This is a genomic window from Streptomyces shaanxiensis, from assembly GCF_039537145.1.
Lineage (GTDB): Bacteria > Actinomycetota > Actinomycetes > Streptomycetales > Streptomycetaceae > Streptomyces > Streptomyces shaanxiensis.
Genome location: NZ_BAAAZY010000011.1, coordinates 624,145 through 651,122, shown reverse-complemented (window position 1 = coordinate 651,122; position 26,978 = coordinate 624,145). Strand labels below are relative to the sequence as shown.

Below are 26,978 nucleotides of genomic sequence, written 5' to 3'. Positions count from 1 at the left end.
CGGGACCGTGAGCTAAGGGCCCGCGGTCAGCGCTGTCAGATGTGGGCCAGCGCCCAGAACCCCACGGCGTAGCAGGCCAGCGCCAGCAGCAGGAGCGGTACCGCCACCTTGGCGGGCGGGCCGGGGCGGCGTGCGAGGTCCTGGGGGGTGCGGCGGGCGGCGCGATGGCTGCCGCGGCGGTGCTGCTGCGGAATTGGGGGCGCCGAAGGCGGAACCTGCGGGCTCTGGGCGGTGTACGAAGCAGTAGAGGCATCGACGAGCTGGTGCGGCGTCGGCGTCGGCGACGGCGTGGGTGTCGGCGTCGGCGTGGGCGTCTGCGTCGAGGGCTGGGCCGGGTACTGCGGTGCGTGTGCAGGAGGGGAGGACAGGACGTGCGTGGTGTCGTAGGGGGAGACGTGAGCGGAGTGGTACCGCGCGTCCTGGCGTGCCTGTGCCTGGCCTTGAGCTTGCTCTGGCTGTCCCGGGCCGTGCGCCTGCGGGTGGAGTGGTGCCTGTACCGGGTACGGCTGCGGAGGGGGCGTTCGAGTCTGAGGGGAGGACCCGGTGTCCTGAGGCGGCGGCAGATGGAAGCTGCCGGTGTCCGACATGCTCCGGGGCCCGCTGCTGTCGCCGGACTGTGGGGGGACGGACGACTCTTGGGCAGCGGACGGTTGGGGCCCCGGCGGCGGCATGTGCGGGGCACGCCAGGACTGGGACGCCGTGACGTCAGCAGCAGGAATCGGCCGGGCGACGCCCCGGCGTGGATCGCTCGATGCGGTGCCGGCGGACCCGCTGTCTGTCGGCGCAAAGCCGGCCCCCGTCCGTCCGGAGTCGCCGCCCCTCGATACGGACCCGGTGACATCCGCCCCCACCGTGCCCGCCCCGAACTGCCGGGAGCCACCCCTGCCCGCTACGACTCCCGGAGCGGGTTTGAGCGGCCCGCCCGGCCCGTACCCCGGTGGCAGTGGCCCGAGTTGGTCGAAGATCTCGATCAGTTCGTCGTCGGGACCGGCTTCCGGCAAAAGCTCCGCGGCCGAGGCGAGAGCCTTGCGCGCACCCGTGGCCGTGCGGAACCGCGCATGCGGATCCGGCTGCAGCAGCGAGGCCACGACCTGCCACAGCGGTTCGGGAATTCCCTTGGGCGCACCGGGAGTTCCGTGCTCGGCGAAGTACTGGATGAGCGCCTTGGCGTCAGGCTTGGCGCCCTCCAGCAGGTACAGCGCGACCAGTCCTACCGCGAACAGGTCGGCCGGGAAGTCCGGCTCCGCGCCCATGAGTTGCTCGGGCGCGAGGTAACCGGGCGTTCCCACCACGAGGTTGGTCTCGGTCAGGCGCGGCTCGCCCAGCCGCATGGCGATACCGAAGTCGGACAGGCGCAGTCGCGGGCGCGCTGTGCCGGTGGCCTCGAGGAGCAGGTTGGCCGGCTTGACGTCCCGGTGGACGACACCCTCCGCGTGCACCGCGGCCAGACCCGCGAGGAGCTGGTCGAGGAGCGTGCAGACGAAGGAGGGCGGCAAGGGGCCGTAGTCCCCGATGAGATGGACCAGCGAACCACCGGCCACCAGGTCCATGGTGAACAGGACCTTGTCGTCGTCGGCGGCCCAGCTGGCGGGCGCGAGCACATGGGGATGATCGATCCGGAGTGCCTGCTCGCGGACGAACCGCAGCAGCGAGTGCGCGTCGCTCTGCTGCAGCACCTTGGCAGCCACGTACCGGCGGCGGCGGTGGTCCCAGGCACGCCAGACGGCGCCGACGCCTCCGCGTCCGATCGGGTCGACCAGTTCGTACCGGCCGGCGAAGACCTCACCCATGGTTGTGCGTCGCTCCTCCCCCTTCGGTTACCCCCCTTGCTTCCCCCTCGACGAGCGATACGACTCCCCCTCGCCGGCATCTTCGCCCCCGGACGGATTCCCTCCCGGGACTCTCTCTGCCGACTCCCCCGTCACCGACTCCCGGCCCGACCCTCCTCGCCGAGCTACACGCCCCCGTCGTGCAGCTCACCGCGAACGCGTCGGCCAGACGCCCGTGTGACCTGGCCGCTGAACCGCACGACCCCCTCGTGCCGCTCAGAACGCAGGCCGTCGGCCCGGCTGCCGAACCCCCTTCGGCGACCGGGGCCTCAGGGTCAGTTCTGGTGGGACTGGTAGTGCGCGACCGCGTCGGAGGTGCGGCCGGCGCCGTACACCCGGAGGAACTCTGCCAGTTCCGGGTGGCTGGAGGCGAGGGTGTCCGCGGCCTCGATGATGTCTCCCGCGGCCGCCACCGAGCGCAGCAGCGACTGGATCTCGCGGACCACCCGCTTGACCGTGGGCGCCCCCGAACTACTCGTCGTCTGTGTCGTGTTGCTGAGCACCGAGCCCCCCTGCGACTTCTTGATCTCCTCCATGCGGTCGGTGGCCTCGGCCGCGCTCACGCTGCCGTCCGCGACCTGCCCCGCCAGGTCCTGCAGCAGCTGCACCCGCTGGACCACGGCGGGATTGCCGATCTTCGCCCGCTGGCCGCTCATCAGCTGCGACAGCATCGGTGCGGACAGTCCCAGTACCCCCGCGAGACGAGCCTGGTTGAGACCAAGATCGTCGATGAGCTTACGGAAGAGCGCCCCCAGCGGCTCCCCGTACCAGTTCCGCTGCAGTTCCCGCGCTCTTGCGGTGGCTTCCTGCTGTGCGGCGTCCATTGCGTCTCCCCATCGCTTCCCCAAAAACCGTGGTTCGCTGTAGCGAACCACGCCGAGCATCTTACGGAGAGTGGTCGTTCATCGGGACCCCCAATCTTTTTGCGAGATACGGGGGGCGACCCGGTACTCTGGTCTGCGGCGCCCGCCGGAGTGTGGTTCTTCCGGCCGGACGTGCCTCTTCCGGGGCCTTAGCTCAGTTGGTAGAGCGCTGTCTTTGCATGGCAGATGTCAGGGGTTCGACTCCCCTAGGCTCCACTCCTCGGACCGGTCAGACGCCCAAGCGGCCTCTGGCCGGTTTCTGCATTCCAGGTCCCCACGCCGCGGTCCCCGATGGGCCACTCCCCGGGTGACGTGTGTCACGTGACTGGAGACAGTCACGTTGCAGATGTTTGCGCAAACGGGTCGGGTGAATCCAGTCCGCGCGCTGATTGAGTAGGTGGCCGATGTGGCGCCACGGTGGCGTGCTGCGGAGCGCAGCCGTGTGTGAGCTGGCATAAAAGCGGCTCGGTAATCAGAAAGATGCGTTCCGTTAAGAAAATCTGTGCGGGACTTGCACACATGGGCCGTTGCAAACGTCATCGTGGGCGGAGGGCGTAAACACGTGACGTCCCGGGGCCGACGGGGGCAGACATGAGTCAGTCCTTGCCGTGGACGCCGCCTTCGGGCAGCTGCCGAAGGTACCGAGCAACACACCGACCAAGGGGAACCCCGCCGCGTACGCCGGGCGGATCGGGCAACTGCCGATGCGTCAGATGGGCGTGCTCCACCCGCACTTCGAGCTCGGCTGGAGCACGGCAGCGGGCTCGGCCCCTGCCATCACACCGACGGAGCCACAGCCCAGCTCACACCACAGCCGAGGGCCTGACGGCGATGTTCCACGTGAAACATCGCCGTGGGGCGGAAGACCCTCAAGTCTCCCGCCCCACAGTCGAGTTCACCGGGCCGGCCGACGCCGGCCCTCACATCACCGGCCCTCGTCGCGCCGGGCCGCCTCTTCCTCTGCCTCCTTCGCCTGGACCTCGGGATCCAGGTCGGACTGGCCACTGCCGTCCACCGAAGCGAGACGGCCCGACTCGGGCACCTCGGTCGCGGCGGGAGGCTCGACCAGCCAATCCGGGTTGGCCTGCTTGTCCCACCACTTCCAGGCCGCGAAGGCAGCGCCCGCCAGGACACCGACCACCGCCAGCACCTTCGCGGCACTACCCGCCTTGGCGCGCCTCTCGTGCTTGCGGACCAGCCTCTGGATCTCCTTCGGTGAGACCTGCCCGCGCAGCGCCGCCAACGCGGCGGCACTACGTGCGGCCGCCTCGTCCTTGACGGGCACCGCCGCGGCTACGGCCTGCTCGATCCTCGGCCTGGAGTAGACGGCGGCCTGCCGGGCAGCCTTACGCGTACGGACGGCAGCCTCATGAGCGGCCTGGTCGACCTTCGGCGGCACATGGGAACGGGCCTGCTCCAGACGTGGCGCGACATGCGCCCCGTACTGCAGAAGAGCCTGCGCGCGGGCCTGCTCGGTGGCCTGCGTCACCACGGGCGCGAGTCGTACGCGTGCCTCGTGCGCATAGTGCGCGGCCCGGTCCTTGGCGGTGTCGGCGTAGGGCGCCACCACTTCCGCGGCGTGCAGCACGCTGTCCTTCGCCGAGCCGGTCGCGGCGCGCACGCTGTCAATGCGGGTCACGGGATCCTCCTCCTCGGTGGCGTACGGTTTTCGACTTTCCACCCTTTTACGGATCATGCCTGCCAGAACGAAACGCGGCATGTGAGGGCGGGCATATGGGTGCCGATCGACTAGATCAAGTGCAATAACGGATTAATGCGGGCCAACGCGGGCTTGTCGTCGACAATGCCACGGTTCGCCGCTTCGCGCCCCCGCCACGGGCCTTCTCGACCGGTTTTCTGCAAGCGATCGCCACGGTTGCGGGCCGGTGAACGGGTGCCGGGCGACGTAAGCCGCCGTCCATGCGAGGATCAGGGGGTCACAGGAAGACAACGGAAGGCAGATCGTGGCCGAGCAGCTCTACGCCACCCTGAAGACCAACCACGGCGACATCGAGGTCCGGCTCCTCCCGAACCACGCGCCGATCACGGTCAAGAACTTCGTCGAGCTCGCCAAGGGCGAGCGTGAGTGGACGAACCCCGCCACCGGAGAGAAGTCCACCGCCAAGCTCTACGACGGCACGGTCTTCCACCGGGTCATCAGCGGCTTCATGATCCAGGGCGGTGACCCGCTGGGCAACGGCACCGGCGGCCCCGGCTACCAGTTCCAGGACGAGTTCCACCCGGACCTCTCCTTCGACAAGCCGTACCTGCTGGCCATGGCCAACGCCGGCCCGGGCACCAACGGCTCGCAGTTCTTCATCACGGTCTCCCCCACGACCTGGCTGAACCGCAAGCACACCATCTTCGGCGAGGTCACCGACGCGGCCAGCCAGAAGGTCATCGACACCATCGCGACCATCCAGACCAACCCGCGCACCGACCGACCGCTCAATGACGTCGTCATCGAGTCGGTCGTCGTCGAGACCCGCTAAGGCTGAGTCCGACACCTCCCACAGGGAACCAAACGCCCCGCTCGTCCGTAAGGAAGAGCGGGGCGATGCATGAGGACGTGCATCGCGTACGACGACCTAGGGGACCTCATGGACCAGCCGGCCGGCAGCTCACAGGATGCCCAGAGCCTGCCCGTCTGCTACCGACACCCGGACCGCGAGACCGGCGTCCGTTGCACCCGCTGCGAACGCCCTATCTGCCCCGACTGCATGGTCAGCGCCTCCGTCGGATTCCAATGCCCCGACTGCGTACGCGGCGGCTCCGGCACCGGACACGCCCCCGACGCCGCCCGGCCCCGCACCATCGCCGGCGGCACCATCACCGCAGACCCCCGCCTGCTCACCAAGATCCTCATCGGGATCAACCTCGCGATCTTCATCGCCGTCCAGACCAGCGAAGCCCTGCGCAACGACCTCGTCCTCCTCGGCGCCTGGCCGCCCGCCCCCGTCAGCCCCACCGAAGGCGTCGCCGGAGGCGAGTGGTACCGCCTCGTGACCTCGATGTTCACCCACGAGGCCCCCTGGCACATCGCCTTCAACATGCTCAGCCTGTGGTGGCTCGGCGGCCCCCTCGAAGCCGCCCTCGGCCGCGCCCGCTACCTCACGCTCTACCTCTGCTCCGGCCTCGCGGGCAGCGCACTGGCCTACCTGCTGGCCTCCCCGACCACGGCCACGCTCGGCGCCTCCGGCGCCATCTTCGGCCTCTTCGGCGCCACCGCGGTCCTCATGCGCCGCCTCAACTACGACATGCGGCCGATCATCGCGCTGCTGGTCATCAACCTGATCTTCACCTTCAGCCCCGGATTCAACATCTCCTGGCAGGCCCACATCGGCGGCCTCGTCGCCGGCGTCATCATCGGCTACGCCATGGTCCACGCACCGCGCCGACGTCGGGCCCTGGTCCAGTACGGCACCTGCGCGCTGGTCCTGGCCGTGATTGTCCTGGTGACCGTGCTGAGGACGCTGCAGCTCACCTGAGCCCCACGGTTATCCACGTGAGCGGCACTGTTGTCCACAGTCTGTGGCGGATCTTGTGCGCACGGTGCGGGGATAGGTGTGCCCCCTGTCAGTGACCTTTGTTTCCGCAGGTCAGACAGGGGGCGTACATGCATTCGGGTTGGCGCCGAGGGGCCGGTGTGGCAGTCATACCGGCGTCAACGCTCGATGGGTTATCCACAGATCGTCGTCTTTTCCCCAGTCAGCTTGTGGAAATTGCTGCAAGGCTGTGGATAACTCAGCGGATAGCCCTGGGCAGAGCTATGTTCACCGCGACGTGGCCGTCGCGTCGACCGCTACTTCCACTGGGTGGAGACGCCGAATCCCGCCGCGATGAAGCCGAAGCCCACCACGATGTTCCAGTTGCCGAGGGCGTCGATGGGCAGTGAACCGTCGGTCACGTAGAAGACGACGATCCATGCCAGGCCGATGACGAACATGGCCAGCATCACGGGCGCGACCCAGGCGCGGCTGTTCAGCTTGATGGACGTCGTCTGCTTCGACGGCGGCGGCGTGTAGTCGGCCTTCTTGCGGATACGTGACTTCGGCACGAGGGTCTCTCCTGTCGATGCGCTGCGTGGCCGCGCAGGGAACTGTGGCTGGCTCCGGGGCAGCGTACAAGGGGACTCTGATTGCTCCCCCGGGCGTCCGTTAGCGTAGTGCTTCCGCGGCGCCGAAGGAGATAAGGGTACGTTGAGCAATTCTGCCGACTCCCCCGGGACTGGATCCAGTCCTGTCCGCGGCCGTTTCCGGCCGGTGCGGGTGCTCACCGCGGCTGTCTTCGCTCTCGCGGGGCTGATTTTCTTCACGAGTTTCAACACGGCCAAGGGCACGGACATCCGTACGGACGCCTCGTTGCTGAAGCTCTCGGACCTCATCCAGGAGCGCAGTCACGAGAACGGCCGGCTCAATGAGACCAATGGCGCCCTGCGTGACGATGTGGAGGCGTTGGCGGAGCGGGACGACGGCAGTACGAAGGCCGAGGACGACAAGCTGGCGGCGCTGGAGCGGAGTGCGGGTACGCAGAAGGTGACGGGCGAGGCGATCACGGTCACGCTCAATGACGCCCCGCCGGATGCCACCGCCAAGCTGCCCGGGTATCCGGAGCCGCAGCCGGACTATCTGGTGATTCACCAGCAGGATCTGCAGGCGGTGGTCAATGCGCTGTGGCAGGGCGGTGCCAAGGGCATCAAGGTCATGGACCAGCGGTTGATCTCCACCAGTGCTGTGCGTTGTGTGGGGAACACGCTGATTCTGCAGGGTCGGGTCTATTCGCCGCCGTACAAGATCACGGCGGTGGGTGATCCGGAGGTGTTGCAGAAGGCGCTCGCGGCGTCGCCGGCGATCCAGAACTACATGGTGTACGTCAATGTCTACGGTCTCGGCTGGAAAGTCACCGAGGACGGGACGGTGACTCTGCCGGGCTACTCGGGCACAGTGGATCTGCAGTACGCCAAGCCCGTGGAGTGACTCCTCTCTGGAGCTGCCGGTGCGTGTCGTCGTCAGGACCGTCAGCGAACTGTGCATCACCTTCGGGACGGTGGTCGTCCTTTTCGTCGTCTATGTGCTGTTCTGGACCGGCGTGAAGGCCGACAACGTCATGGACGACCAGATTGATCAGCTGGAGGAGCAGTGGGCGCAGGGGGCGGTAGGGCCGACCGCCGGGGCGCCTGACGGTTCGGTGAGTCCGGGCGCGACCGCCAGTCCGCCGAAGCCGGCCCCGTACGCCGCGGACGAGCCCTTCGCGATCATGTACATCCCGCGCCTTGGTTTCACGTGGAACAAGCCGGTTCTCGAAGGGACTGCCACCAAGACCCTCAAGAAGGGTCTCGGCCACTACGCGAACACCGCCCAGCTGGGTCAGAAGGGCAACTTCTCGGTGGCCGGCCACCGGCGTACGTACGGCGATCCCTTCAAGGACTTCCCGAAGCTGCGCCCCGGTGACGCCGTGGTCCTGACCGACGGGACTACCTGGTTCACGTATCGGATCGACAAAGGCCCCTACAAAACCCTGCCCACCGACATTGAGGTGATCGACGCTGTGCCCCGTAAGTCGGGGTACACGCGTGAGGGCCGCTATCTGACCCTGACCACGTGTGATCCGGAGTGGGGGCACAGTCATCGGCTGATCGTGTGGGCTCATCTGGACTCCACGCAGCCTGTGGAGGCCGGGAAACCGGAAGCGTTGCGCCGTTAGTCTGTTGGCTGTACGGCGTGAGTCTGGTGCCGTGGTGCGACGGAAGGGACGGCATGTACGGCTGGATCTGGCGGCATCTGCCGGGGAATGCGTGGGTGAGGGCGCTGATCTCGCTCGCTCTGGTCGTGGCCGTGGTCTACGTCCTGTTCAACTACGTCTTCCCGTGGGCCGAACCGCTGCTGCCCTTCAACGATGTGACGGTGGACAACCAGTGAGCGCGCGCATTCTCGTCGTGGACAACTACGACAGCTTTGTCTTCAACCTGGTGCAGTACCTGTATCAGCTGGGCGCCGAGTGCGAGGTGGTGCGCAACGACGAGGTGTCGACGGCGCACGCCCAGGACGGTTTCGACGGGGTGCTGCTGTCGCCGGGTCCGGGTACGCCGGAGGAGGCCGGGGTGTGCATCGAGATGGTCCGCCACTGTGCCTCGACCGGGGTGCCGGTGTTCGGTGTCTGTCTCGGCATGCAGTCGATGCAGGTGGCGTACGGCGGTGTCGTGGACCGTGCGCCGGAGCTGCTGCACGGCAAGACGTCGCTGGTCGAGCACGAGGGCAAGGGTGTCTTCGCGGGCCTGCCGACGCCGTTCACGGCGACGCGCTATCACTCCCTTGCCGCCGAGCCGGAGACGGTGCCGGCGGAGCTGGAGGTGACCGCGCGTACGCACGACGGGATCATCATGGGTCTGCGGCACCGTGAACTGCGGGTCGAGGGTGTGCAGTTCCACCCCGAGTCGGTGCTGACCGAGCACGGTCATCTGATGCTGGCCAACTGGCTGGTGGAGTGCGGTGACCAGGGTGCGGTGGCGAGGTCGGCGGGGCTCGCCCCGGTGGTGGGCAGGGCCACGGCGTGACCGCGCTGCGCCCCGAGCGCGAGTCCGGCGCCGCATACGGCGAGTCCTTCACGGACTCTCACGGCGGCGCCGGCGACCAGGGCACCTCGTACGGGCAGCAGCCGTACGAGGCGTCCGGTGCGCTCGGGGAGTGGTACGGCGGGAACGACCAGGTCGCTCAGGGTCGGGGTGCCGGGGGATACGGCGCCGAGGGGCTTGGCGCCGACGGTTACGGCGGCGAGGGCTACGGCTCGGAGGCGTACGGGACCGAGGGGTATGGCACCGGCGGTCACGGCACCGACGGGCACGGTCGCGAGGACTTCGGCCGCGAGGCTTACGGCGTCGGCGGCCTCGGTGCCGAGGGGGCCGGCGGGTCCCAAGAACCGTACGCGGAGCCGTACATACCGCCGCCGGACGACGAGACGGTGGCGCTGCGGATAGCGGAGCCGTCCGCAGGCGAGTCCATATCGGCTTCTGCCGCCTCTTCCGCCACGTCTGCCACCGGAACCCCTACGGGTGGCCGTGCGGCCCGCAGAAAGGCCGCCAAGCGGCGCCACGGGCGTCATGGAGGCGCACGCCAGGCGTCGGAGGCCGTGGAGAGCGGTTCGGAGGCCTCGCAGGCCCCCCTCTCGCGTGTGGAGGCGCGCAGACAGGCACGGGCGCGCAGGCCCAGCCCGGGCGTGCTCGCCAGCCGGGCGATCGGTGAGGTGTTCATCACCACCGGCGTGCTGATGCTGCTGTTCGTGAGCTACCAGCTGTGGTGGACGAACGTCCGGGCGCATGCGCAGGCGGACAAGGAGGCGAGCAGCCTCCAGGACGACTGGGCGAGCGGCAAGCGCGCCCCGGGAAGCTTCGAGCCGGGGCAGGGCTTCGCCATCCTGCACATTCCGAAGCTGGATGTCGTCGTCCCGATCGCTGAGGGCATCAGCAACAAGCAGGTGCTGGACCGGGGCATGGTGGGGCATTACGGCGAGGGCAAGCTGAAGACGGCGATGCCGGAGGACAAGGCGGGTAACTTCGGGCTGGCGGGTCACCGCAATACTCATGGTGAACCGTTCCGGTACATCAACCGGCTCGCCCAGGGCGACGCGATCGTCGTCGAGACGCAGGACAAGTACTACGTGTACAAGATGGCGTCGATCCTGCCGGTGACGTCGCCGAGCAACGTGAGCGTGTTGGATCCGGTTCCGCGGGACGCCGGTTTCACCAAGGCGGGCCGCTACATCACACTCACCACGTGCACGCCGGAGTTCACCAGCAAGTACCGGTTGATCGTCTGGGGCAAGATGGTCGAGGAACGGCCGCGCAGCAAGGGCAAGCCGGATGCGCTCGTCAGTTAAGGGCAGATGAACGTGGCAGCGACCACCGACGACACCGAGCACGATCGGCGCACCGACGCGCCCGGGTCCCCGCGCAGGCCGGCGCGCCGTCGCATGGGCAGAATCGCGATGGCGGTCAGCGTCTTCGGTGAACTCCTCATCACGGCGGGCCTGGTGCTCGGTCTGTTCGTCGTCTACTCCCTGTGGTGGACGAACGTCGTCGCCGACCGGGAGGCGGCCAAACAGGCCGACAAGGTTCGCGACATCTGGGCCCACCAGGACGAGGGCTCCGACCGTCCCGCCGAGTTCGACTCCAAGAACGGCATCGGCTTCCTGCACGTGCCCGCGATGAGCGACGACGACATCCTGGTCGAGAAGGGCACGACGTCGAAGATCCTCAACGACGGCGTCGCCGGCTACTACACCGACCCGGTCAAGGCGACCCTGCCCACGTCGGGCAAGAAGGGCAACTTCTCCGTCGCCGCCCATCGCGACGGGCATGGCGCCGAGTTCCACAACATCCACAAGATCAAGAAGGGCGACCCGATCGTCTTCGAGACGAAGGACAAGTGGTACGTCTACAAGGTCTACGCCGTCCTTCCCGAGACCTCGAAGTACAACGTCAAGGTCCTCTCCGCGATCCCGAAGGAGTCGGGCAGGACGAAGGCGGGGCACTACATCACGCTGACCACCTGCACGCCGGTGTACACGAGTCGGTACCGGTACATCGTGTGGGGGGAGTTGGAGCGGGTGGAGAAGGTGGATGTGGAGCGGACGGTGCCGGAGGAGCTGAGCGGCTGACTGAGGTCCTTGGAGGACCTCGGTCCCCTAGCATGGCGGAGGCCCGAAGCCGCAACTTACTCTTGCGGCTTCGGGCCTCCGCCATCCCGTGCCTACTCCAATACCTCCAGCGGTTCCCCGGCGCTCCACTCCTCCAGCACCCCACGGTGTACGGCGGTGATGCCGGCCTCGGCGGCGATGCTCAGGGCCTCAGGCGTGAAGGGGCATGTCGCTACGTAGAGCGCCACGTCCGCACCGTAGAGAACCTTCGCCGACCCGATGAACTTCTGGACTTCCGGGCTGGTGATGGAGAGGTAGGGCGCGAACCTCTTGCACTGGACGACGAGGCGTCGGCCGTCGGCCGTGAGCGCGATGATGTCGACGCCCCGGTCGCCGTGACCGCCCTGTACGACGACGTTCGTGCAGCCGTCGCGGCGCAGGAGTTTGGCGATGTGGTGCTCGAACGTGCGGCCGTGCATGGCGTCCATGGCGGCCATGACTCCGACGGCGGGCCTGTCATCTCGTACGCCTTCGAGCCTCCGCAGCCGGGCGTGGTGCTGGTGGAGCCGTCGTTCGATGCGCTGGACGCCTGCGCGGAGTGCGATGAGTTCCCTGCGGTGCTCGCCCGACGTTTCGATCAGGGCGTTGAACATGGGGACGACGGTCTTGCCGAGGATGTGGGTGATGCGCTGGTCGATGCGGTCGTCGAGAGGATCGACTGCCGTGGGCGCGGGCTGGTTTTCCACAGGCTGTGTGCGGGCCAGGTACTCCATGTCCAGGAGGTACACACGCACCTGACGTGCGACTTTGCTGTCTCGGAGCAGCATGGCGATGTTGAGGACGGCTCGTCGGGAGAAGAGGGCGAGTGCCTTGGCGCGTGACTGGATCCCACTGGCCCTCTTAAAGAGGGCCAGTCGCGTACCTGTCAGGACTTGGTAGCCATTGGCTGCCAACTCTTCCTGGTGGTCCTCCACGACTGACTCGAGCGTTTTCACGGCAACCTCGAAGTGCGCCGCCACCATCGCCGTAGTCACATGCATCCCGTCCGGCAGCAACGACAGCGCCTTCACCCGGTCAAGCACGTCGGTTCGGTCCAGCACGCTGTCGCGCAGTGTCTTCGACTCCATGAGCGCCGATTCGTTGATCACGTTCTGCCCTTCACTCGTGGTGCGGCCGCATGGCCGGGACGGAGCTCTGAGTCCCCACCCCATCCGATCAACGAGTCATGAAATAAGAAGACACGATCGAGGAAGGAATGAATGTCCTATAGTCGCGCGGTCGGGGCAGCCGGGCATGACTGAGCCCCGGCACCCTGCTCAGGGCACCGGGGCTCACTCACGTGCGTCGGTGTCAGTCCTCCGTGCGGGCCGCCGTTCCGGTGACGCCGCCGAAGATCTGGCCGCCGTCGTTGCCGCCGTTGTTGTTGCCGCCCTGGTCGACTGCGACCAGGTTGACCGCGGTGCCCTGGGCGACCGGGGTGTTCGGCTGGGGGTCCTGGGCGAGGACCACCGCGTTGTCGTCCTGGGAGCCCTGGATGTTGCCCACCGTCAGACCCGCGCCCTCGATGGCCTTCCTGGCGTCCTTCAGGGACAGCTGGGTCACGCTCGGCACGGCCACCTGCTGCTGCTCGGCCGCCTTGCCGATCTGGATGTTCACCGAGGAGTTCTTGTCGGCCGTGCTACCCGCCTCCGGCGAGGTCGCGATGACCTTGCCGACCTGGTTCGGGTCCTGGGTCTCCACCTCGGTGCAGGTACCCACTAGCTCGTTCGCCGTCATCTGGGCCTTGGCCTCGTCGCAGGTCTTGCCGAGGACGTCCGGAACAGTGGACTGTTCCTTCTCCTTGGCGACGGTGAGGGTGATCGTCGAGCCCTTCTCCTGCTCGGTGCCCCCCTCGGGGTCCTGGCTGATGACCACGCCCGGCGTCCGTTCGGACTCCTCGGTCTTCTGCTCGACCTCGAAGCCCTTGTCCTCGAGGTCGGCCTTGGCCTCCTTGTATTGCTGGCCCTCAACGTCCGGCACGCTGACCTTCGGGGCACCGGTCGACACCACGACGTTGACGGTCGAGCCCTTCTTGACCTTCTCCCCGAACTCCGGGTCCTGCGAGCAGATCTTGCCCGTGCTCTGGTCTTCACAGGGCTTCTTCGTCGGAACCAGTGTGAGGTCGCTGTTGGACGCCTGTTTCTCGGCCTCGCTCAGCGTCTGGCCCTTGAAGTTCGGCACCGGCACCGTGTCGTTGGCCACGCCGTCGCCGTCGAACACCCACTTGCCGATCAGTACCGCGCCCACGAGGACCAGTACCGCGGCGACGACCAGCAGGATCGTCGAGGTGTTGGACTTCTTCTGGCGGCGCCGGTCCACGCGGTCGTCGTAGCCGTAGCCGCCGTCGTCCGGGTTCATGGGCGGCAGCATCGACGTGGCGCCGGCGTCCGTGGCGCGCAGGGCCGTGGTCGGCTGGTCGTCGGGGTAGCCGCCGTAGCCCACCGAGCCCATCGCGGCCGTGGCGGCGACGGGCTGGCCGTCGAGGCAGGCCTCGATGTCGGCGCGCATCTCGTCGGCCGACTGGTAGCGGTAGTTCGGGTCCTTGACCAGCGCCTTCAGGACGATGGCGTCCATCTCCGGCGTGATCTCGGGGTCGAAGACCGACGGCGCCTGCGCCTCTTCGCGCACGTGCTGGTAGGCGACGGCCACCGGGGAGTCGCCCACGAACGGCGGGCGGACCGTCAGGAGCTCGTAGAGGAGGCAGCCGGTCGAGTACAGGTCGGACCGGTTGTCGACCTGCTCGCCCTTCGCCTGCTCCGGGGAGAGGTACTGGGCGGTGCCGATGACGGCCGCGGTCTGGGTCATCGTCATGCCGGAGTCGCCCATGGCGCGGGCGATGCCGAAGTCCATCACCTTGACCTGGCCGTTGCGCGTCAGCATGACGTTCGCGGGCTTGATGTCGCGGTGGACGATGCCGCTGCGGTGGGCGTACTCCAGGCCCTGGAGGATGCCGATGGTCATCTCCATGGCGCGCTCCGGCAGCAGCTTGCGGCCGGAGTGGAGCAGCTCGCGGAGCGTGGACCCGTCTACGTACTCCATGACGATGTACGGGATCGACACGTTGTCGATGTAGTCCTCGCCCGTGTCGTAGACCGCGACGATCGCGGGATGGTTGAGCGAGGCGGCCGACTGGGCCTCCCGGCGGAACCGGGCCTGGAAGGACGGGTCGCGCGCGAGGTCCGCGCGCAGCGTCTTCACCGCCACGGTGCGGCCGAGGCGGGTGTCATGCGCGAGGTAGACCTCCGCCATGCCACCACGACCGAGCACCTGGCCCAGTTCGTACCGGCCGCCGAGGCGACGCGGCTCTTCCATAAGCTACCTACCAGCCCTCTCCGTCGGTCCCGACCTCACCCTTGTGGGTGCGTCGGTGTGCCGTCCGGGCATACCGTACCCGGCTCATCTTGTGTGACCTGGCCAAGTCCGTAACCCGATACAGGACCGGTATCGCAACGTGCACCGATGTGAAGGGGACGTGAGCGGGGTCACTTCTTGCTGTTGATGACCGCCTCCATGACGCTCTTGGCGATGGGGGCCGCGAGTCCGCCACCGGAGATGTCGTCGCGGACCGCCTTCTCGTCCTCGATCACCACGGCCACGGCGACCGGTGAGCTGCCGTCGTCGGCCTTGGCGTAGGAGATGAACCAGGCGTACGGGTTCTCGCTGTTGTCCACGCCGTGCTGGGCGGTACCGGTCTTGCCGCCCACCTTGACGCCGTCGATCTGTGCGTTCTTGCCGGTGCCGTCCTCGACGACCGTCTCCATCATCGACTGCAGGATCTGCGCGTTCTCCGCCGACAGCGGCTTGCTCAGCTCCTCGGGGTCGGTCTTCTCGAGGGGGTCGAGGTTGTGCGTCTGGACCTCGTCGACCATGTAGGGCTTCATCAGCGTGCCGTCGTTGGCGACGGCCGAGGCGACCATGGCCATCTGCAGCGGGGTGGCGGCGGTGTTGTACTGGCCGATGGAGGACAGCGCGGTCTGCGAGGGGTTCATGTCGTCGGAGAAGACCGAGGCGCTGGTGCGGATCGGCGTGAACTGCTCCTCGGTGAAGCCGAACTTCTTGGCCTCTTCCAGCATCTTCTCGTTGCCGAGGTCGGAGCCGACCTTGCCGAAGACGGTGTTGCAGGAGTACTGCAGGGCGACTCGCAGCGTCGCGTTCTCGCAGGGGATGTTCCCCTCGTTCTTCAGCACGGTCGTGGTGCCCGGCATGGTCCACGGCAGGGGCGTCTTGGTCTTCTGGTCCGCCTCCGTGTAGAGGCCGTTCTCCAGCGCCGCGGCCGCGGTGACGACCTTGAAGGTCGAGCCGGGCGGGTAGACCTCGCGCAGGGCCCGGTTGAGCATCGGGTCGTCCGGGTTGGTCTTCTTCTGGAGCTTCGCCCAGGCCTCTTCGTCGGAGGTGCTGCCGCCGGCGATGGTCGACGGGTCGTACGACGGGAAGGACGCCAGCGCCAGGATCTTGCCGGTGGACGGCTCGATGGCGGCGACGGCACCCTTGCCGCCCTGCTTCTTCAGGCCGTTGTAGGCGGCCTTCTGCGCGGCGGCGTTGAGGGTGGTGACGACGTTTCCGCCCTCCTTCTCCTTCCCCGTGATCATGTCGAGGGTGTTGCGGAAGAAGAGCCGGTCGTCGGTGCCGCTGAGGATGCCGTCGTTGATGGATTCGAGCTGGTTGGCGCCGTAGGCCTGCGAGACGAAGCCGGTGACGGGCGCCCACATCGCGCCGTCCTTGTACGTGCGCTTGTACTTGAAGTCGCCCTTGGTCTCCGTGTACCCGGTGATCGGGTTGCCGCCGACGATGATGTCGCCGCGGGGTGTGGCGTAGCGGGCGATGAGGACACGCCGGTTGTCGGGGTCCTCCCGCAAGGTGTCGGCCTTGACGTACTGGAGCCAGTTGTCGCGCAGGAGCAGGGCGAGGACGAGGAGGCCACAGAAGATCGCGATCCGGCGCAGGGGCTTGTTCACGGTCGGACCACCTGCGTCATCTCGGCGTCGGGGTTGGGGGCGGGGGCGGGCGCGGGGCGGCGCGCGGTGTCGCTGATGCGGATGAGTACGCCGATGAGTGCCCAGTTGGCGATGACGGAGGAACCGCCGTACGCCAGGAACGGCATCGTCATACCGGTCAGCGGGATCAGGCCCATCACACCGCCGGCCACGACGAAGACCTGGAGCGCGAAGGCGCCGGAGAGGCCGATGGCGAGCAGCTTGCCGAAGGGGTCGCGGGCGGCGAGTGCGGTGCGCACGCCGCGCTCCACGATCAGGCCGTAGATCAGCAGGATCGCCATGACGCCGGCCAGGCCGAGCTCCTCGCCGAAGGTGGCGAGGATGAAGTCGGAGTTGGCGGCGAAGCGGATGAGCTCGGAGTGGCCCTGGCCCCAGCCGGTGCCGAGGGTGCCGCCGGAGCCGAACGCCCACAGGGCCTGCATCGACTGCTCGGAGTGGCCGCCGACGCCCTGCCGGCTGAGCGTGTACTCACGCATCGGGTCGAGCCAGGCGGCGACGCGCTGCTGGACGTGCGGTTCGAAGCTCGCCACGCCGACGGCGCCGGCTCCGGACATCAGCAGACCGAAGACGATCCAGCTGGTCCGCTCGGTGGCGACGTACAGCATGATGACGAACATTCCGAAGAACAGCAGTGACGTACCGAGGTCGGTCTCGAAGACCAGGATGAGGATCGAGATCATCCAGACGACGATGATCGGGCCGAGGTCGCGGCCGCGCGGCAGGTACAGGCCCATGAAGCGGCGGCTGGCGAGGGCGAGCGCGTCGCGCTTGACCATGAGGTAGCCGGCGAAGAAGACCGCCAGCACGATCTTGGCGAACTCACCGGGCTGGATGGTGAAGCTGCCGACCTGGATCCAGATCTTGGCTCCGTAGGTGAGTTCGGCGCCGAGGCCCGGGACCAGCGGGAGCAGCAGCAGGATCAGCGCACCGGCCATGGAGATGTAGGTGTAGCGCTGCAGTGTGCGGTGGTCCTTGAGGAAGACCAGCACGGCGGCGAAGAGGGCGATGCCCATCGCCGTGTAGATCAGCTGGTTGGTCGCCTTGCCGCCGGCCTGCCCGATGTCCTGCAGCAGCTTCGACTGGTCCAGCCGCCAGATGGCGACCAGTCCGAGTCCGTTCAGCAGCGTCGCGAGCGGTAGCAGCAGCGGGTCTGCGTACGGCGCGAATTTCCGTACGACGAGGTGGCCGATGCCGGCGAGGAGGCCGAGGCCTATGCCGTAGCTCAGGAGGCCGGCCGGTACCTCGTCGTTGATCGCCAAGCCCACGTTGGCGTAGGCGAACACCGGAATGACAACCGCGAACACCAGCAGCGCGAGTTCGGTGTTGCGCCGGCTCGGCGCGCCGATCGCGCCGATCGTGGACGTGTGGTGCGTCGACGGGTTCGTAGTACTGCTCATCGTGTGACGGGGCCTCTCACGCCTTGCCTACTGCGTACCGCAGTTCGTGACGACCTTCTGCTCTTCCTCCGAGAGTGTGGGGCCGGGGCTTGGTGTCGCAGTCGGTGTCGGGGAGGTGGAGGGGGGCGGGGTGGTCGCGGGCTTGGACGCCGAGGGATTCGGCGTCGATGTCGCCTTGGACGTAAGGGAGGTACGGGTGGTTCCCGTGGTGCCTCCGGCCTCGCCTTCGCCGGTCCCGGCGTTCTTGTCGCTCTCGGCGGACTGCTGCGCGGACCGCTTCTTGCACGCGGAGGCCTGCACGGAGAGCTCGTCGATCTTCTTCTGGGCGTCCTTCAGGCCGCCCTCGGCGATGGTCGCCTCGACCGACTTCTGCCAGACCGGCGGGAGGTACTTGAGTTCGATCTCGGGGTGGTCCTTCTCCACCTCCGACAGCGACACCCAGGCCAGGTCCTGGCTGATGCCCTGGTAGAGGGCGACGTGGTCGCCGTTGACGCCGACGTAGTACTGCGTCTGCGTCCAGCGCCAGCCGCCGTAGAGGCCGCCGCCGATCACACCGAGCGCGAGGGCGATGTAGAAGGATCTCTTCAGCCACGTGCGGCCCTTGCGGGGTTTGACGAAGTCGTCGTCGGTGTAGTCGCCGAAGCTTCCCGCGGGGATGTAGCCGGTGGTGTCGCCGGAGCCGGGCGGGCCGAACTCGCCGCCTCCGCCGCCCTGTCCGGGCACCTGGCGGCCGAGCCCGGAGGCGCGGCCGGCCGGGGTCTGCATGATGCCGTTGTCGTGCAGGTGGTGCTGCTGGTTCTCGGCGACCGCGCCCACCACGACGGGGGTGTCGGACAGCTGGCTGGCGAGGGTGTCGCCGGTGTCCAGGTCGAGGACGTCGGCGACGATCACGGTGATGTTGTCGGGGCCGCCGCCGCGCAGCGCGAGCTGGATGAGTTCCTGGACGGTCTCCTGGGGGCCCTGGTAGCTGGCGAGGGTGTCCTCCAGGGTCTGGTGGGACACGACGCCGGACAGGCCGTCGGAGCAGATCAGGTACCGGTCGCCGGCGCGGACCTCGCGGATGGACAGGTCGGGCTCGACGTGGTCGCCGCTGCCCAGCGCGCGCATCAGCAGGGAGCGCTGCGGGTGGGTGGTGGCTTCCTCTTCGGTGATGCGGCCCTCGTCGACGAGGCGCTGCACCCAGGTGTGGTCCTGGGTGATCTGCGTGAGGACGCCGTCGCGCAGGAGGTAGGCGCGGGAGTCGCCGACGTGGACGAGGCCGAGGCGCTGTCCGGTCCACAGCAGGGCGGTGAGCGTGGTGCCCATGCCTTCGAGCTGGGGGTCCTCCTCGACCATCGAGCGCAGCTGGTCGTTGGCGCGCTGGACGGCCGTACCGAGCGAGGTGAGGACGTCGGAGCCGGGGATGTCGTCGTCGAGGGCGACGATGGTGGAGATGGCCTCGGAGGAGGCGACCTCGCCCGCGGCCGCGCCGCCCATGCCGTCGGCGATGGCGAGCAGGCGGGGTCCGGCGTATCCGGAGTCCTCGTTGCCCTCGCGGATCATGCCTTTGTGCGATCCGGCGGCGAAGCGCAGTGACAGACTCATGCGCACCTCGCCCGTCGGCTCCGGGTACATCCGCACGGTGCCCACCCTCCGGTCGGGAGCGCGCCGGGGCCCGTGGTGTGGGCCACCGCTGCGTGCTCGCTCCGCTCGCTCATTGTCGTACTACTTCCGCAGCTCGATGACGGTCTTGCCGATGCGGATCGGCGCGCCCAGCGGAATCGGTGTCGGGGTCGTCAGCCGCGTTCGGTCGAGGTACGTGCCGTTGGTGGAGCCGAGGTCCTCGACGATCCACTGGCCGTCGCGGTCCGGGTAGATCCTGGCATGCCTGCTGGAGGCGTAGTCGTCGTCCAGCACGATCGTGCTGTCGTGTGCCCGGCCCAGCGTGATGGTCTGGCCCTGGAGCGCGACGGTGGTGCCGGTGAGGGTGCCTTCGGACACGACCAGCTTGGTGGGGGCGTTACGGCGCTGGCGGCCGCCGCCCTGCTGGCCGCGCTGCTGCGGCGGTGCCGCCTGTCGTGCGGCCTGCTGCGGTCGGGCGGCCTCGCGGCGCGCGCCGCGCTGGGTGACGCGCGTACCGAACAGGTCGCTGCGGATGACCTGCACGGCCACGATCACGAACAGCCACAGGACGGCCAGGAAACCCAGCCGCATGACCGTGAGGGTCAGCTCTGACATTGCCCCCGCTTCACCCTTCGGCTTGCCGGTAAATGATGGTGGTGCTGCCCACGACGATCCGCGAGCCGTCGCGGAGCGTAGCGCGGGTGGTGTGCTGCCCGTCCACCACGATGCCGTTGGTGGACCCGAGATCCTGGATCGTCGAGGGCGTTCCGGTCCGGATCTCACAGTGCCGGCGGGAGACGCCGGGGTCGTCGATCCGCACGTCGGCCTCGGTGCTGCGGCCCAGCACCAGCGTCGCGCGGGAGATCTGATGGCGGGTGCCGTTGATCTCGATCCAGTAGCGGGTGCGGCCGCCTGCCGCGGGCGCGGCGGGAGGACGCTGGCCGCCCGCGGGCTGCGGGTAGCNNNNGGTGGCGGCGCGGCCGGCATGGGCGGGGCGCCCGTGGTCGCGCCGGGCGGCGGGTAGCCGTAGCCGCCCTGGCGCTGGGCGCCACCGGGCCGCCCGGCCGGGGCGGCGGGAGCCTGCGGGCTCTGCTGGTCGGTGGAGCCGGCGAGGGTGCGGCTGCGTACGCGGTACAGGCCGGTGTCGAGGTCGTCGGCCTTCTCCAGGTTGACCTTGATCGGGCCCATGAAGGTGTAGCGCTGCTGCTTGGCGTAGTCGCGGACCATGCCGGCGAGCTCGTCGCCGAGCTGGCCGGAGTAGGGGCTCAGCCGCTCGTGGTCCGGTGTGCTCAGCTCCACGATGAAGTCGTTGGGGACGACCGTGCGGTCGCGGTTCCAGATGGTGGCGTTGTTGTCGCACTCGCGCTGGAGTGCTCCCGCGATCTCCACGGGCTGGACCTCGGACTTGAACACCTTGGCGAAGGTGCCGTTGACCAGACCTTCGAGACGCTGCTCGAACTTCTTCAGGACTCCCATGAGGCACCTCCTCCGTAGTTGCCTTCGTCGTGCATCCCGCCGGGCGGGCACTGCCTTACCTGGTACTGCTTACTGATCGTATCCACGCGCCGGTAAATCGGCTGGTTCCCCCTGTCGGCCCGGTCGACGGGTGTCGACGCCCTCGAAGTTCCCTTCGGAGCTCCCCTTCGAACTCCTCACGGACACAGTCTTGCCATGGATCGTAGAGGCGGCCGCAAACCAGTGTCCCGCACCTGACTGTGGACCCCGACCGGCTCCTGGGGAGATGTGCGGTACCGGTACGAGGTTGATACGTGAACAGGTTCTCGTTGATACGGAGCGGAGGGCGCCGTGGGTTGCCCGGTGCCCGGGGCGGGTCCGCGGGGGCCGGCGCCGACTGTGCTGGTGGGCGGCGACAGGGCGGCAGCCCAGGGATGCAGGGGCGGCTGCCCAGGGATAAGGGATGTGAACCCACCCTGGCCGGCGTGCTAATGTTCTGGATGTCGGAAGGCGCCAAACCCCAAGGGGCACGGGCCGGAAGACACACCCAATGCGCGGGTGGCGGAATAGGCAGACGCGCTGGATTCAGGTTCCAGTGCCCGCAAGGGCGTGGGGGTTCAACTCCCCCCTCGCGCACTCTCGAAGAGGCGGCATCGTAGACACGATGCCGCCTCTTCTGTTGTGTTCTGTTGTGTTCGACACATGAGGTCGGTACGGCGTCCTCGGTGGCCGTGACCTGTGATGAAGCTCTCAGGCCACGGCAACGGGCTCAGCCTGCCGCGATGACCGTGGCGAGGGTCACGGCGGCGGGCAGGGCCTGGGCGAAGAGGATGCGGCGGTTGGCGGTGGCCGCGCCGTAGACGCCGGCGACGACGATGCAGGACAGGAAGAAGATCTGGACCCGGTAGCCGGTCGGGTCGTCGGCGATCAGCCCCCAGACCAGGCCTGCGGCGAGGAAGCCGTTGTAGAGGCCCTGGTTGGCCGCCAGCGCCGCGGTGGAGCGGGCCATTTCGGCGTCGAAGCCGGAGAAGCGGCGGCCCGGGCCGCGCTGCCACAGGAACATCTCCAGGACCAGGATGTAGGCGTGCAGCAGCGCCATGAGGGCGACGAGGACGACGGAGATCAGATGCATGCGGTGATTGTGCCGGTGCCGACGTCGCTGTCGTGTCCGTGGTCCGTCAACCTGGCCCGCCGTTCGATGTCCGCCGTTCGCCCTTCGCTGTCCGCTGTCCGCCGTTCAGTGTTCGCCGTTCGTCGGACTTTCGGCTGAGCCGCTGGTTTCGGGGGGTGTGAAAGGTGGCCGTTCGGCCGAGGTGGCCGGTGTGGCCTCGGCGCGAGATTGGAGCTCTCCTTCTCCAGGAGCCCACCGATGCCACCCGAATCACTCACCCTCGTCGCCGGGGCCCGACCCGGCGGTTCCGTCCTCGCTCCCGCGCGGCAGGAAGCCCTCCAGGGCGGCCGTGAGCCGTCCCGCCGGGTTCTCCGCGTGCGCCGGGACGTGTTGTTCTGGCTCGGGTGCGCGGGTTTCGCGCTGACGCTGGCTGTGGTGACGACCCTCACCCCGCACCGGATCTGGGGCGTCTGCGCGGCCGTCGGGTACGCCGTCGCGGCGGAACTCGCCCGTCGCTCGCCGCGCCCCTGGGACCGGCGCGGTGCGGTCGCAGCACTGCTCGGATCCGTCGTGGTCCCGCTGGCGCTCATGGTCGTGGTGGGCGCCGGGCAGTCGGAGGTGCACGTCGTCGAGCGCGCCGGGGGCCTGCTGCTGGACTCCGGCAGCCCTTACCTGCCGCACCCGGCCGATGTCGACGACTACAACCCCTACCTGCCCGGCATGGCGCTCTTCGGGATACCCCACGCGCTGTTCGGCGGTACGCCGCTCGCGGACGCCCGGGTGTGGTTCTGCGCGGCGTTCCTGGCCTGCATGGCGATCTCGGCTCGGAGGACGGGGCGTAACACCCTTTGGCGGGAGTGGGCTTCGGGGAGCGGGTTGGCACGCGGGACGTCGGGCAGGGGCCTCGAGCTTGGGATCTCCAGCAGGCGCACGGCAGACGGGACGTCGAGCGTGAACGCCGTGCTGTTCCTCGCGGCCTTTCCGGCCGTCGCGCTGCCGCTGGCCGTCGGCGGGGTCGACCTGCCGGTGATCGGGCTGATGTGCCTGGGGCTGGCGTTGGCCGGCCGGGGCGGGTCCGGTACGGCGGCGGGGCTGGCGATGGGGGCCGCGGCCGCGCTGAAGTGGACCGCCTGGCCGCTGCTGCCGGTGGGGCTGGTGCTGCTCGCGGTGACGGCGGGGCGGCGGGCGGCCGTACGGGCCGGGGTCGTCGCCGTGCTGGTGGCCGCCCTGGCTGTGGTGCCGGTGGCCCTGGCGAACCCGCACGCCTTCGTCGAGCACGTGGTGCTCTTCCCGCTCGGCGAGGGCGGGGTGCGCTCGCCGGCGGCCAGCCCACTGCCCGGCTACCTGCTGGCCACGTACGTCCCCGGCGGCTCCGCCCTCGCCATGGCCGCCCTCGCGGCCGCCGCGGTCGGCGTGGCGGTGTCGTTGGCGGTACGCCCGCCCCGGACCGTCGTCGCCGCGGCGGACCGGCTGGCGATCGGGTTGGGGCTGGCGATGTGCCTGATACCGGCGACGCGGTTCGGGTACCTGGTCTATCCGCTGGTGCTGGCCGTGTGGTTCCGGCGCACGGAGCTGGTGACGGCTGCTCGGCGGGTGGGGCGGCTGGTGCGGGGTGGGCGGAAGGTGCAGGGCGAGCCGAGGGTGGAACTGGAACAGGAGCGGCGCGTGGATGCGCGTTTGGTGGAGGACGAGCGGTTGATGGGGGTCGGGCGTGGGTGAGGGGCGGGGGGTGCGTCGGGGGAGTGCGGGTGGTGCTTGAGCGCCGGGACGCCTGTCTGGTGCGGGTCACCGTGCTCGCGGTGGTCGGGCTCGTCGTGGCGCTGTTTCTTCCGTCGGCGGGGCAGCAGCCGGCCGGGGATCCGCCGGGAGCCTCAACCGGTGTGTCGGTGCGGGGAGCCGGCGCGGCTGCCGGTGAGGCGTCGTAGTGGCGCCTTCGGGTCAGGCGGCTTGTCCGGTTCCCCGCCACGCGCGTACGCCCAGTCGCTGACCCGCTGACCCGCTGACCCGCTGACCCGCTGACCCGCTGACCCGCCGACCGCGCGAGGCGCCGACCGCCGGAGCACGGCACTACGCCCGCGTGCGGCCCCGACCCGTGCTACACCGCGAGCCGCTGTGCCAGGTGCTTCGCCTTCGTGGCGGCCTCGTCGAGGGCGCGTTCGCGGGAGGCCTCGAAGAGGGGGACCAGGTCGGCCATGTCCGGGTTGGCCGGGGCCATCGTGAGCTCCGGGACGATGAAGTCGACGTCGGCGCCGAGGAAGTCGGACAGGATCGCCGACAGGTAGTTCTGCACGTACTCGTAGCCCTCACGCGGCGTGCCCGGCCCGTACGCGCCGCCCCGGCTGGCGACCACGGTGACCGGGGTGCCCTTGACCGACTGGGCGTTGCCCGCCGTACGGCCGAGCAGGACCACGTTGTCCAGCCACGCCTTCAGCGTCGAGGGGATCGTCAGGTTGTACATCGGGGCGCCGATCAGCACGGCGTCCGCGCGCTCCAGCTCCTCGATCAGCTTCAGCCGCTCCGCGAAGGCCGCGGCCTGCTCGGGGCTGTGCGTGGCCGGATCGGAGAAGCCGGCGGTGTGGGCGTGGGCGGTGATGTGGGGCACGGGGTTCGTGGCGAGGTCGCGGTGGATCACCGTGCCCTCCGGGTGCTGTTCCCGCCAGGTGCGGCGGAAGGCGTCGGTGACGGCGCGGGAGGAGGAGGCGTCGGCCGGGAAGACCGAGGAGTCGATGTGCAGGAGCGTTGCCATGGGGGTCTCCAGAGGGGACGGGCGCGGACGGGCGCACCAGCTGAGGGCCGGTACACGCCGCAGGACGGACTGAAAATTCGTACCCGACTATGGATAACACAGTCACTTACTTTTTTTCATCCCCGTACGGCAGGGCAGTACCCTGGGCGCATGGCGGCGGGTGAGCAGAGTCACGACGTAGCGGCGTGCAAGCGGGTCGACGAGGGCATCAGCCGCGTCTTCCAACTCCTCGGAAAACGCTGGACCGGCCCGATCGTGTCCGTCCTGACCGCGGGGCCCGCGTACTTCGTCGCCCTGCGCCGGGCGATCCCCGGCATCAGCGAGCGCATGCTCTCCGACCGGCTCACCGAGCTCGCGGCCGCGGGGTTGGTGGTGCGTGAGGTGTACGAGGGGCCGCCGCTGCGGGTGGTGTACCGGCTGACGGAGGCGGGTGCCGCGCTGGAGCCGGCGCTCACGGAGCTCGGAGAATGGGCGAAGAAGCATCTGCCGGACGGGGAGCGGGGCGAGGGCTGCTGAGGCCGGGCATCCGACGGGTTTGCTCAGGCTGGGCATCCGAAGGCATCCGAGGCATCCGAAGGCATCCGAGCCTGCTGCTCAGGCAGCTAGCCGGTGCTGCTGGGGGCGGTGCTTGCGCCGTGCGGGTTTTCCACAGGCGCGGAGTTGTCCACAGGGTCTGACGACTTTCGGCCACCGGTTGTAACGTCGGCACGAGTTGATGTTCGTGCGTGAGCGGGGGAGGCGGTTGGTATGACCGAGGTCGGTGCGGAGACTGCGGCGGGTGCCGAGGCCGCGGTGGAGACGGCTGCCGTGGAGACGGCTGCGGTGACGTCTGATTCTTCGTCGAAGTCGCCGTCGAAGTCCGTGGCGCGTCGGCTCCCCCGGGTCGGCGGCTTTGCGGAGTGGCCCGGTGGTGGGTCGCCCAAGGAGGAGGGCAAGGCGCTGCGCAGGCGAGTCCCGCGCGGCGACCACGCGGTCCTCGATCTCGACGCCGCCCGCCCCGACGCGGTGGCCGCCGTCGAGGAGTCCAACCTGGGCCGCCTGCCCGAGCTCACCCCGATAAGGGTCGGCCGGATGGCGGCGACACCCTTCGCGTTTCTGCGCGGCTCGGCGGGGCTCATGGCGTACGACCTCGCCCGCACCCCCATGACCAGGATCCGCGCCCAGATCTGCGGCGACGCGCACGCGGGGAACTTCGGCCTGTACGCGGACGCGCGCGGTGGCCTGGTCATCGACCTGAACGACTTCGACGAGACGCTGTACGGCCCTTGGGAGTGGGACCTCAAGCGGCTCGCCGCCTCGCTCGTGCTCGCGGGCCGGGAGGCCGGCGCCGACGAGGACAAGTGCCGCAAGGCGGCCAACGACACGGTCGGTGCCTACCGGCGCACCATGCGGCTGCTGGCCAGGCTCCCGGTGCTGGACGCGTGGAACGCGATCGCGGACGAGGAGCTCGTCTCCTATACCGACGCCCATGACCTCGTCGGCACGCTGGAGCGGGTCGCGGAGAAGGCCCGGGCCAACACCAGCGGGCGCTTCGCGGCGAAGTCGACCGAGGAGGCCGAGGACGGCGGCCGCCGCTTCGTCGACGCACCGCCGGTACTGAGCCGGGTTCCGGACGAGGAGGCGGCCGCGGTGGCGGCGTCGCTGGAGAGCTACGTCACCACGCTCTCCGAGGACCGCCACCCCCTCCTGTCCCGCCACGCGGTGCACGACGTGGCGTTCCGCGTGGTGGGTACCGGCAGCGTGGGCACACGTTCGTACGTCGTGCTGCTCCTGGACCACCGGGGCGAGTCGCTGGTCCTCCAGGTGAAGGAGGCCCGCTCCTCGGCGCTCGTCCCGCACCTGGTGACGGCCGGCTTCGAGGCGCCGGAGGTGGAGCACGAGGGGCGGCGCGTGGTGCTCGGCCAGAAGCGGATGCAGGTGGTCAGCGACATCCTGCTGGGCTGGACGACGGTCGACGGACTCCCCTTCCAGGTACGCCAGTTCCGCAACCGCAAGGGCAGCGTCGACCCGGCCGCGCTGGCCGCCGACCAGATAGACGACTACGCCCGCATGACCGGCGCCCTCCTGGCCCGAGCCCACTCCCACAGCGCCGACCCCCGCCTGATCTCCGGCTACTGCGGAAAGAACGAGGAACTGGACGAGGCGATCGCCACGTTCGCCGTCGCCTACGCCGACCGCACGGAGGCGGACCACGCGGCACTGGTGGCGGCGGTGCGGGCTGGGCGGATCGCGGCGGAGCTCGGGGTGTGACCTGGTGCGGATGCGTGGTCGGGGCGCCTGCGGCGGCGCGCCGACGATCGGGGGCTGCGCT

24 protein-coding genes, 2 tRNA genes and 1 pseudogene are annotated in these 26,978 nt (G+C 69.0%); 14 read left to right on the top strand and 13 right to left on the bottom strand.

What is annotated here, in order from left to right; genetic code table 11:
- Window positions 1-35 precede the first annotated feature (35 nt).
- Window positions 36-1,790 carry a serine/threonine-protein kinase gene (locus ABD932_RS22705; RefSeq protein WP_345015354.1) on the bottom strand — a complete coding sequence of 585 codons (1,755 nt, stop codon included), beginning with the start codon at window positions 1,788-1,790 and terminating at the stop codon, window positions 36-38.
- A gap of 314 nt (window positions 1,791-2,104) precedes the next feature.
- The gene (locus ABD932_RS22700; protein WP_250083590.1) at window positions 2,105-2,653 is read right to left on the bottom strand and encodes a helix-turn-helix domain-containing protein; all 549 of its coding nucleotides are present in this window, start codon (window positions 2,651-2,653) and stop codon (window positions 2,105-2,107) included.
- Between the two features lie 182 nt (window positions 2,654-2,835).
- Between ABD932_RS22700 and ABD932_RS22695 the strand changes: the two genes are divergently transcribed.
- Window positions 2,836-2,908, top strand: a tRNA-Ala gene (locus tag ABD932_RS22695).
- A 709-nt stretch (window positions 2,909-3,617) separates the two neighbouring features.
- Here the strand turns inward: ABD932_RS22695 and ABD932_RS22690 are convergent.
- A complete protein-coding gene (locus ABD932_RS22690; protein WP_345015353.1) occupies window positions 3,618-4,331 on the bottom strand; it encodes a DUF5324 family protein in 714 nt (237 codons plus the stop codon).
- Window positions 4,332-4,656: 325 nt separating this feature from the next.
- Here ABD932_RS22690 and ABD932_RS22685 point away from each other — a divergent pair, with 325 nt between their 5' ends.
- Together ABD932_RS22685 and ABD932_RS22680 are read left to right on the top strand one after the other, a co-directional pair.
- A complete protein-coding gene (locus ABD932_RS22685; RefSeq protein ID WP_126393516.1) occupies window positions 4,657-5,184 on the top strand; it encodes a peptidylprolyl isomerase in 528 nt (175 codons plus the stop codon).
- Window positions 5,185-5,292: 108 nt separating this feature from the next.
- A complete protein-coding gene (locus tag ABD932_RS22680; protein WP_345015411.1) occupies window positions 5,293-6,180 on the top strand; it encodes a rhomboid family intramembrane serine protease in 888 nt (295 codons plus the stop codon).
- Between the two features lie 314 nt (window positions 6,181-6,494).
- On the opposite strand, the gene crgA is transcribed toward ABD932_RS22680, so the two are convergent.
- Entirely contained in the window at window positions 6,495-6,749 is a 255-nt protein-coding gene (gene crgA / locus ABD932_RS22675; RefSeq protein WP_126393517.1) for a cell division protein CrgA, read from the bottom strand.
- Between the two features lie 142 nt (window positions 6,750-6,891).
- Here crgA and ABD932_RS22670 point away from each other — a divergent pair, with 142 nt between their 5' ends.
- Genes ABD932_RS22670 through ABD932_RS22645 form a run of 6 tightly spaced genes read left to right on the top strand, consistent with a single transcriptional unit; the run spans window position 6,892 to window position 11,344 of the window.
- Entirely contained in the window at window positions 6,892-7,668 is a 777-nt protein-coding gene (locus tag ABD932_RS22670; protein ID WP_345015352.1) for a DUF881 domain-containing protein, read from the top strand.
- 19 nt (window positions 7,669-7,687) lie between these two features.
- A complete protein-coding gene (locus ABD932_RS22665; RefSeq protein ID WP_345015351.1) occupies window positions 7,688-8,395 on the top strand; it encodes a class E sortase in 708 nt (235 codons plus the stop codon).
- Between the two features lie 17 nt (window positions 8,396-8,412).
- Complete coding sequence (locus ABD932_RS22660) at window positions 8,413-8,610, top strand: hypothetical protein (RefSeq protein ID WP_199830144.1); 198 nt, start codon at window positions 8,413-8,415, stop codon at window positions 8,608-8,610.
- Window positions 8,607-9,245 (top strand): aminodeoxychorismate/anthranilate synthase component II, encoded by a 639-nt coding sequence (locus tag ABD932_RS22655; RefSeq protein WP_126393520.1) that lies wholly within the window; start codon window positions 8,607-8,609, stop codon window positions 9,243-9,245. Before ABD932_RS22660 ends, ABD932_RS22655 begins: the two co-directional genes overlap by 4 nt.
- The gene (locus tag ABD932_RS22650) at window positions 9,242-10,564 is read left to right on the top strand and encodes a class E sortase (protein ID WP_345015349.1); all 1,323 of its coding nucleotides are present in this window, start codon (window positions 9,242-9,244) and stop codon (window positions 10,562-10,564) included. Before ABD932_RS22655 ends, ABD932_RS22650 begins: the two co-directional genes overlap by 4 nt.
- A 6-nt stretch (window positions 10,565-10,570) precedes the next feature.
- Complete coding sequence (locus ABD932_RS22645; protein WP_425587499.1) at window positions 10,571-11,344, top strand: class E sortase; 774 nt, start codon at window positions 10,571-10,573, stop codon at window positions 11,342-11,344.
- Between the two features lie 92 nt (window positions 11,345-11,436).
- On the opposite strand, the gene ABD932_RS22640 is transcribed toward ABD932_RS22645, so the two are convergent.
- From ABD932_RS22640 to ABD932_RS22610, 7 genes and pseudogenes are all read right to left on the bottom strand, one after another.
- Window positions 11,437-12,471, bottom strand: coding sequence for a restriction endonuclease (locus ABD932_RS22640; RefSeq protein ID WP_345015347.1), 1,035 nt, complete (start codon window positions 12,469-12,471; stop codon window positions 11,437-11,439).
- A 202-nt stretch (window positions 12,472-12,673) separates the two neighbouring features.
- Window positions 12,674-14,674: a Stk1 family PASTA domain-containing Ser/Thr kinase gene (gene pknB, locus ABD932_RS22635; RefSeq protein WP_345015346.1), complete on the bottom strand. Its 2,001-nt coding sequence runs from the start codon at window positions 14,672-14,674 to the stop codon at window positions 12,674-12,676.
- 170 nt (window positions 14,675-14,844) lie between these two features.
- Window positions 14,845-16,317 (bottom strand): peptidoglycan D,D-transpeptidase FtsI family protein, encoded by a 1,473-nt coding sequence (locus ABD932_RS22630; RefSeq protein WP_345015345.1) that lies wholly within the window; start codon window positions 16,315-16,317, stop codon window positions 14,845-14,847.
- Entirely contained in the window at window positions 16,314-17,753 is a 1,440-nt protein-coding gene (locus ABD932_RS22625; protein WP_345015344.1) for an FtsW/RodA/SpoVE family cell cycle protein, read from the bottom strand. The genes ABD932_RS22630 and ABD932_RS22625 overlap by 4 nt, the downstream gene beginning before the upstream one ends.
- A 27-nt stretch (window positions 17,754-17,780) precedes the next feature.
- Window positions 17,781-19,367 carry a Stp1/IreP family PP2C-type Ser/Thr phosphatase gene (locus ABD932_RS22620; protein ID WP_345015410.1) on the bottom strand — a complete coding sequence of 529 codons (1,587 nt, stop codon included), beginning with the start codon at window positions 19,365-19,367 and terminating at the stop codon, window positions 17,781-17,783.
- Between the two features lie 90 nt (window positions 19,368-19,457).
- A complete protein-coding gene (locus tag ABD932_RS22615; protein ID WP_062721291.1) occupies window positions 19,458-19,970 on the bottom strand; it encodes an FHA domain-containing protein FhaB/FipA in 513 nt (170 codons plus the stop codon).
- Between the two features lie 10 nt (window positions 19,971-19,980).
- Window positions 19,981-20,831, bottom strand: a pseudogene (locus ABD932_RS22610) (FHA domain-containing protein).
- Between the two features lie 531 nt (window positions 20,832-21,362).
- Between ABD932_RS22610 and ABD932_RS22605 the strand changes: the two are divergent.
- Window positions 21,363-21,446: transfer RNA gene (locus ABD932_RS22605), tRNA-Leu, on the top strand.
- A gap of 133 nt (window positions 21,447-21,579) precedes the next feature.
- On the opposite strand, the gene ABD932_RS22600 is transcribed toward ABD932_RS22605, so the two are convergent.
- A complete protein-coding gene (locus ABD932_RS22600; protein ID WP_250083569.1) occupies window positions 21,580-21,942 on the bottom strand; it encodes a DUF1304 domain-containing protein in 363 nt (120 codons plus the stop codon).
- 237 nt (window positions 21,943-22,179) lie between these two features.
- On the opposite strand from ABD932_RS22600, the gene ABD932_RS22595 reads away from it, so the two are divergent.
- Window positions 22,180-23,640: a glycosyltransferase 87 family protein gene (locus tag ABD932_RS22595; protein WP_345015343.1), complete on the top strand. Its 1,461-nt coding sequence runs from the start codon at window positions 22,180-22,182 to the stop codon at window positions 23,638-23,640.
- Between the two features lie 29 nt (window positions 23,641-23,669).
- The gene (locus tag ABD932_RS22590; protein ID WP_345015342.1) at window positions 23,670-23,846 is read left to right on the top strand and encodes a hypothetical protein; all 177 of its coding nucleotides are present in this window, start codon (window positions 23,670-23,672) and stop codon (window positions 23,844-23,846) included.
- 170 nt (window positions 23,847-24,016) lie between these two features.
- Here ABD932_RS22590 and ABD932_RS22585 read toward each other — a convergent pair whose 3' ends face one another.
- Window positions 24,017-24,667, bottom strand: a complete 651-nt coding sequence (locus ABD932_RS22585; RefSeq protein ID WP_345015341.1) for an FMN-dependent NADH-azoreductase — start codon at window positions 24,665-24,667, stop codon at window positions 24,017-24,019.
- Window positions 24,668-24,817: 150 nt separating this feature from the next.
- On the opposite strand from ABD932_RS22585, the gene ABD932_RS22580 reads away from it, so the two are divergent.
- Both ABD932_RS22580 and ABD932_RS22575 read left to right on the top strand, forming a co-directional pair.
- Window positions 24,818-25,183, top strand: a complete 366-nt coding sequence (locus ABD932_RS22580; protein ID WP_345015340.1) for a winged helix-turn-helix transcriptional regulator — start codon at window positions 24,818-24,820, stop codon at window positions 25,181-25,183.
- A 231-nt stretch (window positions 25,184-25,414) separates the two neighbouring features.
- The gene (locus tag ABD932_RS22575; protein WP_345015339.1) at window positions 25,415-26,917 is read left to right on the top strand and encodes a DUF2252 domain-containing protein; all 1,503 of its coding nucleotides are present in this window, start codon (window positions 25,415-25,417) and stop codon (window positions 26,915-26,917) included.
- Window positions 26,918-26,978: the final 61 nt, after the last annotated feature.

Coding starts and splice junctions, on each gene's coding strand:
- ABD932_RS22705 (WP_345015354.1), bottom strand. CDS start 1,790: ATGGGTGAGGTCTTCGCCGGCCGGTACGAACTGGTCGACCCGATCGGA.
- ABD932_RS22700 (WP_250083590.1), bottom strand. CDS start 2,653: ATGGACGCCGCACAGCAGGAAGCCACCGCAAGAGCGCGGGAACTGCAG.
- ABD932_RS22680 (WP_345015411.1), top strand. CDS start 5,293: ATGGACCAGCCGGCCGGCAGCTCACAGGATGCCCAGAGCCTGCCCGTC.
- ABD932_RS22645 (WP_425587499.1), top strand. CDS start 10,571: ATGAACGTGGCAGCGACCACCGACGACACCGAGCACGATCGGCGCACC.
- pknB (WP_345015346.1), bottom strand. CDS start 14,674: ATGGAAGAGCCGCGTCGCCTCGGCGGCCGGTACGAACTGGGCCAGGTG.
- ABD932_RS22625 (WP_345015344.1), bottom strand. CDS start 17,753: ATGAGCAGTACTACGAACCCGTCGACGCACCACACGTCCACGATCGGC.
- ABD932_RS22620 (WP_345015410.1), bottom strand. CDS start 19,367: ATGTACCCGGAGCCGACGGGCGAGGTGCGCATGAGTCTGTCACTGCGC.
- ABD932_RS22615 (WP_062721291.1), bottom strand. CDS start 19,970: ATGTCAGAGCTGACCCTCACGGTCATGCGGCTGGGTTTCCTGGCCGTC.
- ABD932_RS22600 (WP_250083569.1), bottom strand. CDS start 21,942: ATGCATCTGATCTCCGTCGTCCTCGTCGCCCTCATGGCGCTGCTGCAC.
- ABD932_RS22595 (WP_345015343.1), top strand. CDS start 22,180: ATGCCACCCGAATCACTCACCCTCGTCGCCGGGGCCCGACCCGGCGGT.
- ABD932_RS22585 (WP_345015341.1), bottom strand. CDS start 24,667: ATGGCAACGCTCCTGCACATCGACTCCTCGGTCTTCCCGGCCGACGCC.
- ABD932_RS22580 (WP_345015340.1), top strand. CDS start 24,818: ATGGCGGCGGGTGAGCAGAGTCACGACGTAGCGGCGTGCAAGCGGGTC.
- ABD932_RS22575 (WP_345015339.1), top strand. CDS start 25,415: ATGACCGAGGTCGGTGCGGAGACTGCGGCGGGTGCCGAGGCCGCGGTG.